Annotated in this window: 7 protein-coding genes; 5 read left to right on the forward strand and 2 right to left on the reverse strand. The window is 39.3% G+C overall.

Going from position 1 to position 11,976, the window contains the following annotated elements; genetic code table 11:
• Positions 1 to 118: 118 nt before the first annotated feature.
• Positions 119 to 1,252: a succinyl-diaminopimelate desuccinylase gene (dapE, locus tag I9192_RS18335; protein WP_004830145.1), complete on the forward strand. Its 1,134-nt coding sequence runs from the start codon at positions 119 to 121 to the stop codon at positions 1,250 to 1,252.
• A gap of 1,171 nt (positions 1,253 to 2,423) precedes the next feature.
• Here dapE and I9192_RS18340 read toward each other — a convergent pair.
• A complete protein-coding gene (locus I9192_RS18340; protein WP_004830147.1) occupies positions 2,424 to 4,607 on the reverse strand; it encodes a carboxy terminal-processing peptidase in 2,184 nt (727 codons plus the stop codon).
• A gap of 196 nt (positions 4,608 to 4,803) precedes the next feature.
• Between I9192_RS18340 and nagZ the strand changes: the two genes are divergently transcribed.
• Positions 4,804 to 5,823 (forward strand): beta-N-acetylhexosaminidase, encoded by a 1,020-nt coding sequence (nagZ, locus tag I9192_RS18345; RefSeq protein ID WP_005033716.1) that lies wholly within the window; start codon positions 4,804 to 4,806, stop codon positions 5,821 to 5,823.
• 256 nt (positions 5,824 to 6,079) lie between these two features.
• Positions 6,080 to 6,922 carry a class I SAM-dependent methyltransferase gene (locus I9192_RS18350; protein ID WP_004830149.1) on the forward strand — a complete coding sequence of 281 codons (843 nt, stop codon included), beginning with the start codon at positions 6,080 to 6,082 and terminating at the stop codon, positions 6,920 to 6,922.
• Positions 6,923 to 6,982: 60 nt separating this feature from the next.
• On the opposite strand, the gene I9192_RS18355 is transcribed toward I9192_RS18350, so the two are convergent.
• Positions 6,983 to 8,326: an alpha/beta fold hydrolase gene (locus I9192_RS18355; RefSeq protein WP_004830150.1), complete on the reverse strand. Its 1,344-nt coding sequence runs from the start codon at positions 8,324 to 8,326 to the stop codon at positions 6,983 to 6,985.
• Between the two features lie 304 nt (positions 8,327 to 8,630).
• Between I9192_RS18355 and I9192_RS18360 the strand changes: the two genes are divergently transcribed.
• Together I9192_RS18360 and I9192_RS18365 are read left to right on the forward strand one after the other, a co-directional pair.
• Entirely contained in the window at positions 8,631 to 9,896 is a 1,266-nt protein-coding gene (locus I9192_RS18360; protein ID WP_005033719.1) for a glutamate-5-semialdehyde dehydrogenase, read from the forward strand.
• Between the two features lie 695 nt (positions 9,897 to 10,591).
• Complete coding sequence (locus I9192_RS18365) at positions 10,592 to 11,809, forward strand: acetate/propionate family kinase (protein ID WP_004830154.1); 1,218 nt, start codon at positions 10,592 to 10,594, stop codon at positions 11,807 to 11,809.
• Positions 11,810 to 11,976: the final 167 nt, after the last annotated feature.

An 11,976-nucleotide genomic window follows, 5' to 3' on the forward strand; every position in this document is an offset into this window, starting at 1 on the left:
ACAGATAAGGCTTTTTCATGCTTATTTAAAAGCTTTTAGACTTTCTCTGCTTTTGGGTTTTCATTCAGTTTTATCTTCCTCTATTATATTGTTCAATTTTCTTACTTGATCAATGTCCATGAATCGTTCGGATACCTTAGAACTCAGTTTACAGCTTCTTCGTCAACCCTCTGTGACACCTGTAGATCACAATTGCCAAAACATCATGGCAGATCGTTTGTCTGCAATTGGTTTTAATATTGAAAATATGCGTTTTGAAGATGTAGACAATCTTTGGGCAAGACGTGGAACTAGCTCGCCAGTTTTCTGCTTTGCAGGTCATACCGATGTTGTTCCAACAGGTCATTTAGATGCTTGGCAATCAGATCCATTTTTACCAGAAATCCGCGATGGTAAGCTCTATGGTCGCGGTAGTGCCGACATGAAAACAGCCTTGGCAGCAATGGTGGTTGCCTCTGAACGTTTTGTTAAAAACCACCCTGACCATAAGGGTTCTATTGCTTTTTTGATTACCTCTGATGAAGAAGGTCCTTCAATCAATGGTACTGTCAAAGTGGTCGAAACATTAGAAGCCCGTAATGAAAAAATGACATGGTGTCTGGTTGGTGAACCTTCAAGCACTTCTACCCTTGGTGACATCGTTAAAAATGGACGTCGTGGTTCATTGAATGCCGTCTTGACAGTGAAAGGTAAACAAGGTCATGTTGCCTATCCCCATTTGGCAATTAATCCGATTCATACCGCATCCAAAGCCTTAGCAGAACTTTGTGATACTGTTTGGGACAACGGCAATGAATACTTCCCTGCAACCTCGTTCCAAGTATCTAATATTCAAGCAGGTACAGGCGCAACCAATGTTGTTCCAGGTACAATGACAGTAACCTTTAATTTCCGCTACTCCACTGAAGTCACAGCAGATCAACTCAAAGCTCGTGTGCTAGAGATACTTGATCGCCATCAAGTGAGCTATGATATTGAATGGACACTTTCAGGTTTACCATTTTTGACACCTGTAGGTGAATTGGTGAATGCCGCACGAACTGCCATTAAAAACGTAACAGGTACCGACACCGAGCTTTCCACTAGTGGCGGTACTTCTGATGGACGTTTTATCGCTCCAACTGGCGCACAAGTACTTGAATTGGGCGTACTTAATGCAACCATCCACCAAGTTAATGAACACGTGAATATTGATGAACTAGAGCCATTGGCTGAAATTTATGAACAAATTTTGGTTGAGTTGCTTGCGTAACGCATTCAACCTGTTTGATCAAGATTTTAAACCATTTCAGCTTGTAACAAGAGGGTATGTGTAGACCATAGAATCATTCATTGAACATGATGCGCAAAGTTTGATTATTTGATTGACCCATAGACCATCATGACTGGTAACATCAAAAACCCCCATCCTAAAACAAGCGATCCTAAAGCAGAGAGTCATGATGTTGATCAAAACAGAATGACTCCGGATGGATGGTATAACTGCCCCTCAACCGACAAAGTAACAAACAATTTAAACCGAGAACTGGCTAATAGGCACATCTTCAAAAAAACCATGATCTCATATGTTGAATAAGTTGCTAGAGAAACTGTTCATCAAGTTTAATTAACCTGAGTTCGATAAAAAGTCTTGATGAAATATGATACTCGGAAACGTCATCCGCAGTTGTTTGAGGCAGGACTACTTTTATAAAGTATTGTTTCTGCGACTGATTGAATGTGTTGCTGGTGGTTGACGAGTTTTGCGGTGAGCAGCGATGATGCTGCGCAAGATGGTTGCCCTTGCGGAGCTTCGCTCCTCATCCCGAAAGAAAAGATACCGTCTCGAACGTCAAGTGAAATTATTCAAATTAAGTTGAAGATTTGGTTGCATCGAACTCACGTTAATTAAAGTGCTTCTCCAAATATCAAAATTCTGCCCTTTCATTGATCATGTTGATCAAAATCTAGAATCCTGTTTAAGCAATATCTGGTGCTATACCAGAAATATCACAATTGATGTTATTTAGCAGATAGACTATTGCAAAATGATATAGAAAAAATGCTTGGACAGTAAAACGAATGCTTTAGTCAATCTATTGAAAAATGCATACAACAAAATATCATTTCTCTTGATCAATAAAATGAACGTTAAGAATACGTTGCTAGATGATATAAGCTTTCAATGTCATATTTTTCACCTAAAGGTTAAATAGATTTGCAAGGATAGAAATCAAAATCTTTGTATGAATAATCAGGTGATTTTGCTATATTTTGAAAAATGAAATTTAGCCCATCAATCAAAATACCAGATATTTAAAAATATTATAAAAACATCAATTTAGACTATATAAAAAATTAGATTCTTCTAAAAATATAAACGCCCTATGAAGCTCATCGGGCGTTTATATAAAATCACTGTCAACCTATTTTAAGGTCATTCATTATTTACTTTTCAAATGTGACATATCGAGCAACACATTAGCAGCCTCATTCACAAAAGTCTCTTCTTCAGGCAACGCTGGACGTTGATTTGCTTTCATTTTAGCTCTGGACTCTGCCAATGCATCTAAACTGGCTTGATAGCTTTCCCAATTAGAATAAGGTTTCAAGCCTGTCGCAGCACGACGTTTGTTTTCAGCAGCTAAAGTTTTCATTTCAAGCGCAACCAACTCTGCTTTACGTTTATCAATATCCAAAGAAATACGTTTTTGATCTTTGGTTTCTTGAGCAATTGCTTTACGTGTTTCTAGATATTGAAATTGAGGGTCCTGACTTACACGCACCTTAGATTTTTGATCGAGTTGCGCCACATAAGGTTGAATTGAACCTTCACGCTTAAATGGTGCTGTTGGAATGGTATCCCATTTCAAAGCATTCTTCGCTTTACGCTCGCCGAACTCTTCATCATAGATGTCAACCAGTTTGATGTCAGGAATCACACCTTTATTTTGTGTACTTCCACCCGTAACACGGTAGAACTTACGTTGTGTCAATGTTGCTTGACCATAAGCCAAACTATCCAACTGAACTTGTGCAGTTCCCTTGCCTGTGGTGGTACTTCCCAGAATCACGGCGCGGTCATAATCCTGAAGTGCGGCAGAATAAATTTCACTTGCGGATGCAGAAGCTAAATTCACCAGTACAGCCAAAGGACCCGCATAGGTTTGTGCACCACCATCTGTGTCTTCAAACACGCTGACATTGCCATTACCATCACGAATTTGGACGACAGGTCCTTCTTTAATCACTTGCCCAATCATTTTGGCAACTTCTTCTAAAGAACCACCTGGGTTATTACGCAAGTCGATGATAATCCCTTCTACATTTTGAGCAGCCAGTGCTTTTAATGCTTTGTTGGTATCTTCAGATACAGAACGATATTCTGTACCTGCACGACGAGCACGATAGTTCAAGTAGAATGATGGAATTTCTAACACACCAAATTTATGTTTTTGCCCATCACGGTTGATTTCAACTGTACGTGAACGTACACCAGCATCTTCTTCTTGGATAACATCACGAGTAATGGTCACAACGCGAGCTTGGCTCATCGAAGCACCAGCGCCGAGTAATTTCACAGAAACTTTGGTTCCACGTTTACCACGAATCAAACCAACAATTTCAGAACTTGGCCAGCCAATCACATCAACCATTTTGTCGCCATCTTGGGCAACACCAATAATCCGATCACCCGACTTCACTTGTCCTGTTTTGCTTGCAGGTCCGCCATCTACGATGGTTTCAATCTTCGTATAGTCCTCATTGCCACGTTCAGGGCGAATGGACACACCAATCCCCTCAAGTTGTAAGGTCGTTTGGCGATTCAACTCCATCGCATCAACAGGCGGGAAATAATTACTATGTGGATCATAGGTTAATGTCATTGCATTGAGGATACGTTCAAGCACATCATCGCTCTTAGTCCGACCGATTCGTTCCAATTGACGTGTATAACGTTTAGTTAAGGTCTGAACAGGCGTTAGATCTTCAGATGCAGCTAAATCTTGCCCGTTGGCAAGCGTTGGATCGTCTTTCAATGCTTTTTGTTTAGCTTGATCTTCTTGTTTTGCAATAGTGAGATTAATCAACTGCGAAACCAGCATTTTGCGCCAATAATTCTGTAATTCAGCTTTACTACCAAAAAATGCAGCTTTTTCACGGTCTGTATCGATAAATTCATTCGGCTGATTTAAGTTTTGTGTTTTTTTCAGTTCAGCCAATTCAAATTCATAAAACTCTTTTAAACGTGCACGATAATGTGCATGAATGGCAAAAGGTCCAGACAAATCACCCGCTTTTAGTTTTGCACCTAACGTTGCGCCATATTGCTTTTTATATTGTTCAATTTCTGAAGCTAAAAATAACGTATGTTCAGGATCAAGACTATCAATATACATATCTAAAATACGATTGGATGTATTGGCATCTAAACGCATGTTTAAATAATGCTGACGATCAATTAATGTTGCCAATTGACGAGTCACAAGTGCTTGTTCTTGTGAAGGATGAAGCGATTGAGCAACGTTTGTAGCATTGGTTTCCGCCATTGCTTGATTGATGGTATGTGTGAAGAACAAACCACCTGTTGCAAGTGCTATAGCGCAAGCGAGAGTTTGAATTTTCATAAATTCTTAATATTTCCTTGGGTTTTCCAATTTCTCTATCGTTTTTCAATCTGAACTCAACAGTTTCAACATCTTAAACGATTTTATCTGTGTGTGTTGTGTAGTTTTAGCATAATCTGTACTGAGTAAATGTAGCAAATCATTGCAGAAATCGGGTATTGTTTCCAAGTTTATATAAATACAACCGTGGATTCCTATGATCGGCGCATTGATGCTTGATATTGCAGGCACAGAACTTACTCAAGAAGATATTGAACTATTACGCGCTCCGCAAGTCGGTGGCATGATTTTATTTTCAAGAAATATAGAATCTCCTGCTCAGGTCCGTGCCTTGACTGACCATATGCGTAAAATTCGCCCAGACATTTTAATTGCAGTTGACCAAGAAGGTGGTCGTGTACAACGCTTAAAAAATGGTTTTACTTTGCTTCCAGCCATGGGGCATTTTGGTCAACTTTACTTAAGCCAACCTGAAAAAGCCATAGCATTGGCTGAGCAATGTGGCTGGTTGATGGCAATTGAAGTGCTTGCTGTTGGGATTGACTTTAGTTTCGCTCCAGTCTTGGATATCAATGACATCAGTGATGTGATTGGTGATCGTGCTTTTGCTGAAAATGTGCAAGATATTGTTCCATTGGCAAGTGCTTTTATGAAAGGGATGCAACGTGCTGGTATGGCAACCACGGGTAAACACTTCCCTGGTCATGGTTCGGTCAAAGCAGATTCACATGTGGCTGCGGCAATTGATCAACGAGATTACCAAGACATTTATGACAATGACATGCAGAGTTTTATCCAACTTCAGGGGCAATTGGATGCCCTCATGCCTGCTCATGTGATTTATGAAAAAGTTGACCCAAACCCTGCTGGATTCTCCGCTTACTGGATTCAAAAAGTATTACGTCAAACTTTAAAATTTGATGGTGTTCTCTTTTCAGATGACTTGAGTATGCAGGCTGCTTGTGTTGCTGGAGGTGCAGATGCTCGTATTCGTGCAGCACTCGAAGCGGGCTGTGATATGGGACTCGTTTGTAATAATCGTGAATCCGCATGTATTGCTTTGGCAGGTATTGAGAACTTACCATTACCAAACCAAACACGTTTAGCACGTATGCGCGGCAAAATTCCCAATATCATCATCGGTGAATCATTTGATTTAGGTGATGAATGGAAAACTGTCAAAAAAGTCATTGAAGAATTTAGAAATTCTCTTTAAAAAGATAGATAAAGTTCCTCCCACAACGCATAGCAGATTGTAGGGAGGGCATTTTAAGTTTATTAGTCTTGCGTTATGCTCGCTAAGATAACACGATGAATAGTGTGCAAATATTTTTCATTTTTCAGCGTGGCTTAAAAGGCACTGTAAAGTCCTATATGGAAATCAGGAAGAACACATCAGGCAACCGTTGAATTTATAATTTGTGTTGCCATATTTGATGTCCCAATTAAAAAAATAATAGTTAAGGAAAACTATGTCAGACCAACAACTTTCAAAACATCGTCATATTTCATTTACCGCACATTATACAGGCTATATTTGGTATCAAATGGGGATTTCCCATCCTTTGCTTGCAACAGCGAAAGGCAAAAGACTGGCTATGATTGCGCATCCCATCGAAAGTTGGGGCGAAAAATTTGTTGGTGGCAGTATGCGCACCACGTTAAAACAACGTCACACCATCTTGGATAATCGTTTACATCAATTGATTGAACAATTCCCTGATTTACAAGTACTTGAAATTGCTGCTGGATTATCTCCACGTGGATGGTGGTTTAGACAACAATACGCTCAAATCGATTATCGTGAATTAGATTTGCCTGAGATGGCAACAACCAAACAAGCAGCATTAAAACAAATAGATCCCGCCAGCCCAGTGGTTTTATCAGTCGACTTATTTACCCAAGACTTTCAAAATGCCTTCAAAGTTTTTGATCCTCAGAAACCCCTCGTTGTGATCAGTGAAGGCTTAATCAATTACTTTAACAAAGACCTTTTAAAACAATTGATCCAATCCATAGCAAATTATGGGCAAGGCTTTAAAGCTTTACACTATCTCACCGACCTATATCCTGAACCTGTCAAAAACAAATTGGCTGCCGTTATCTGGAACAGCAGCAAACTACTGAAATTGATGTCTAGAAGTGCCTTTACTTTTCATTTTATCTCTCCAGAACAAGTCAGACATTTTATCTCTGAAGCAGGTTTTAAAAAGGTTGAAGTGATTCAACCTCGCCTTTACTTCAATCCAGATCATCAACAAAATCCTGAAGAACATCATGGCGACTTAGTGTGGGTAGTTGATGCACAATTATAAAAAGTGAGAAATAAAATATAAAAAAACCAGTTAACATTGAACTGGTTTTTTATTGCCTCATTAAGCTAAAGCGGTATCTTCAACCCTATAGGTCTGGGCTTGAGTTTGGCGAGTGATAAAGCGTAACAAACGATCTGCATTTTCAAAACTACCATGTTTAAATAATGCACGAACACCATCTTCACAAGTTTCAAAAATTAGACACTCAATTGCAAATTCGCCCTCATCATCACTCAGATTCAATGCCAAATCTCGAGTATGTTCATTCACAAAACTCAAATCAGGCAGATGATCAAGATCCATTAAAAGTCCAAAATAATTTAAATCAACAATGTGAACGGGAATCACTTTATTAGAATGACGATGCGTTAATTGACGTTGTGGATCAAGCACATGAATCCGAGCCTCACCACGACGTTCAATATTATGCATTTGCTCGCGTGTTAAATTGATAATTCCATCCAATCCCTGAATAGATTTCCCTTGCAAATAGGTCGTAAATAAATTCATGGTTTCTTTACGGCGTTGCAATTGTGGCACATGATCCGCATTGGCAATCATGGCAAATTGCATATCTGGGCATTGCAAAGCAAAATGAGCATTTTCATGGGGCAGCGTAAAACTGTCATACTGACCGCATGCCACCAGTGTATTTACACGTGGAACAGGAACGTGGCTCAAACGTAATAAACGATTGCAGTTGATTTCATAACGTTCTTGTTCTGTATTTGAAAACTCAGCCATTTGCTTAAAGAACAATCTTTTCGCGGTAGGCGACATTCGAGTTTTATCGAGTTTGGCATGATTGACCAAATAAAGAATAACGGCTTGACCAAATTCGTCCATCCGTTGCTCTTTCATCAACATTAAAGACTCTTCCAATAACATGCGCCAGCTCTTACGAGTTTCCTGCATGACGCCCATTAAGATCATCTTTTCAACAAGTTCTGGACGTTGGTCAACAAAAAAGGAGGCGATCACCGATCCTAGGGAAATACCAACAACAGCAACTTTTTGAATATTCACGATATCTAGCCACTGACCCAACATACGTGAAAGATCAGGCAGTTCCAAAGTACCCGCAGATAGACCAGAATCGATATTGGTAATTTGCTGATTCGCTCCCATAGAGGGTAGATCAATGAGAATAACTGGACCACTTTCAAAGAATTGCTCAACACAATATTTATAGGAGTTAAAATTTTGAAATGCTCCTCCCACAATCACAATCGGGGTATTGTGAATAGTTCGTGCATCAGCAATCGCCATATACTCAACTTTCCAACCATCGATCCAAGTTGTCCTGGGTTCCTGTTTGAAACTATTTTTATGGTATATGTCGAAAAAACCAAAGCTTGATAAAGATTGGTGTGATTCTGTGTCCATTTGGATAATGGAATTCATATCCTTCCTCCATCCTTGCTTTATTCTTTTAATATGCAAGATTTCGACCCTCATTATTCTTTCAAATTTGTGATACGTATATGTTCTGTATCACATCAATGTCCTTATTGTTTCATTCTTACAGATGTGTGATTTATACGCAATCGCTAAATTGACCGTCTGTCCAGTTTAAATGGCAAAAACATTGCAAGATATTTAGTAGCTATGCGCGGGGTAAATAAGTTTATTTCAATGAAATACTTCCTTGCCTTTGCTTAGACTGCTACTATCAAAGGGAAATTTTTAAACGATCAAATAAACTGCTATGCAAGATTCAATTGAACAGTATATGCAAACTGTAGGAATTCAAGCCCGTCAAGCCGCTGGTGCTTTGGCAGGTGCGACTACACTTGTAAAAAATAATGCCTTATCTGCTATTTATACTGCTTTGGAAAATAGTGAACCGCAAATCTTAGCTGCTAACCAAATTGACATGACCAAAGGTCGTGACAACAATTTAGATAGCGCATTACTTGATCGTTTAGAACTTAACCCCACACGCTTCAAAGGCATGTTACAAGGCTTAAAAGATGTAATAGGTCTTGTAGATCCAATTGGTGAAATTACTGATTTGGCTTTTCGTCCAACAGGAATTCAAATCGGTAAAATGCGCGTGCCTTTAGGTGTCGTTGGTATGATCTATGAATCACGTCCAAATGTAACCCTTGAAGCAGCGTCATTAGCACTTAAATCAGGCAATGCCATCATTCTACGCGGCGGTTCTGAAGCACTGAATTCAAATCAGGCAATTGCTCAAGCCATTCAACACGGCTTAAAAGCAGCAGGATTACCTGAAACGTGTGTACAGGTCATCAATACATCTGATCGTGCAGCAGTTGGTCAGTTGATCACGATGTCTGAATATGTCGATGTCATCGTACCACGTGGTGGGAAAGGTCTGATTGAACGTATTAGCAATGAAGCAACAATCCCTGTGATTAAACACTTGGATGGTAATTGTCACGTGTTTGTTGAAGCTCAGGCAGACCTTCACAAAGCACTGCCAATCGCATTAAATGCGAAAACACATCGTTATGGTGTATGCAATGCCATGGAAACTTTATTGGTCGATGAAAACATCGCGGAAGAATTTTTACCTCGTATTGCCGAGCTCTATGCGGAAAAACAGGTTGAATTACGTGGTTGTATCAAAGTTCAAAAGATCTTAGGCAATATCGTAAAACCGGCAAGTGAAGAAGATTGGTATGAAGAATATCTTGGTCCAATTTTGGCAGTAAAAATTGTGACAGGGATTGAAGAAGCCATTCAACATATCAATAAATATGGTTCCCATCATACCGATGCGATCATCACTGAAAACTTCAGTTTGGCACGCCAATTCTTAACACGAGTAGACTCTAGTTCAGTGATGGTCAATGCTTCTACCCGTTTTGCAGATGGTTTTGAATATGGTTTAGGCGCTGAAATCGGCATTTCAACTGATAAAATCCATGCTCGCGGTCCAGTTGGACTCGAAGGCTTAACTTCGCAAAAATGGATTGTATTGGGTGACGGTCAAATTCGTCATTAATCGCATTTTTGAAACTTTAAACACTCAGCGTTGTGTCCTACAGCGCTGAGTTTTTTTATAAGTTTTGTCTAAAGATAAGGGGCGACTTTTTGCGCAGTAACATCTCTATAGCCAAATCGTCTGAGTATTCGTACAAGTGATATGATTTCAATCATTTATTCCCCAGTAAAACTTATATCTTTATATACCAATTTTTATAAGCTTTAGGTGATTCGTTTATTTTGCTCATTGAATCATAGATGGTCTTGCTATCGTGAGGTATCGTCATCACAAACCTGTTTAATCTGAGTTCGATAAACGTTTTATAAATGATCAAGCTGAATCTTTAAAAAAACATCCCTAAGCTTTGTTTCGCAAGAAAGCCTATCATCAATAATAATGACAAAACCAACTGATCCGCTTTATGCTCAGACAGATTAATTGCTATACAAGGATATAAGTTTGTTTACAAGAAACTGCACAATGCAGATAGATTAAAATAAAGATGAATGATAGTTTTTAATAATCAACTGATAAATATTAAATATTAATCAATATCAGGTCGATAGTCCGAAAGTCTAATCACCTAAAGTCTATCTAGGACAAAAAAACTACACATGGTACAACATCACTACTGATCTAATTGGCCCTATAAATAAAGCGTAATCAGATCAATCAGGATGACTTTTTCAAATTACAATTTCGGGTATTAAAACGTGTCTACATCAGTATTAGTAATTAACTGCGGATCTTCATCAATCAAATATGCGCTTGTTTCTGAACGTCGTGAAGATCGGATCTTTGGTTTAGCAGAAAACCTTGGCTCTGCTGATGCACGTATTAAAGGGATCACTGCGGGCAATCAGCCACTTGAACTCTCCATTCCACATGCAGACCATGAAAAAGCTCTTGAAACCATCTTGAGTCGTTTATCACAATATCAACCGAAGGCAATTGGTCATCGTGTTGTTCATGGTGGTACATTGACCAAAGCAGAATTGCTTACACCTGAAATTGTAGAAAAAATTCGTGAAGCAACACCTTTAGCTCCACTGCATAACCCTGCTCACCTAGTCGGTATTGATGCAACAATGCGTCTATTCCCAGAACTACCGCAGGTGGCTGTATTTGATACTGCATTCCATCAAACCATGCCTGCACATGCTTATCGTTATGCATTGCCAAAATTTCTTTATACCCAACACAATGTTCGTCGTTATGGTTTCCACGGTACTAGCCATGCCTATGTTTCTGAACGTGGTTCTGAACTTGCTGGTAGCTATAAACATGGTGGTTGGTTAACTGCACATTTGGGTAATGGTAGCTCGACATGCGCAATTTGGAATGGTCAAAGTGTAGATACTTCAATGGGACTTACGCCACTTGAAGGCGTGGTGATGGGGACACGTAGTGGTGATGTAGATCCAAGTATTCATAGCTTCCTCGCGTCTAATCTAGGCTGGGATATTTATAAAATTGATAAAATGCTGAATAGCCAATCAGGTTTGCTCGGCTTATCTGATCTTTCTAACGATATGCGTACTTTGATTGAAGCTTCAGAACAAGGCAACGAAGATGCCACTTTAGCCATAGAAGTATTCTGTTATCGTTTAGCAAAATCACTCGCGGCGTTAAGCTGTGGCTTACCGCGTATCGATGGTTTATTCTTCACAGGTGGTATTGGCGAAAATTCAGCATATATTCGTGAAAAAACCGTGTCATACCTACCACACTTCGGTTTTAACCTAAGCAAAGAACAAAATGATGGTTTAAAACGCGGCACTGAAGGTCGTATCGATGCAGGAACAGGTCCGCAAATTTGGGTTGTTCCTACGGATGAAGAAGGTCGTATTGCCAAAGAAACAGTGCATGTGGTTGAGCATGAGGTACAACAGGCTGCAAAAAAGCCTGAATCAGATGTTGCGACAGCTTAAACTGTCGTTAACAATAATCTGTGCCAAGATGATCCATTGTAAGATCATGAAATTCTTAAAAGCATGATCTACAACAAAGCAAAAAATTATACATTTTAGAGTTCCTGTAATCTTTGAATAAAAGTCATACAATCATGTCGCTAATTACAGAAACTCTAAGTATTTGA

It is taken from the genome of Acinetobacter bereziniae, assembly GCF_016576965.1.
GTDB lineage: Bacteria > Pseudomonadota > Gammaproteobacteria > Pseudomonadales > Moraxellaceae > Acinetobacter > Acinetobacter bereziniae.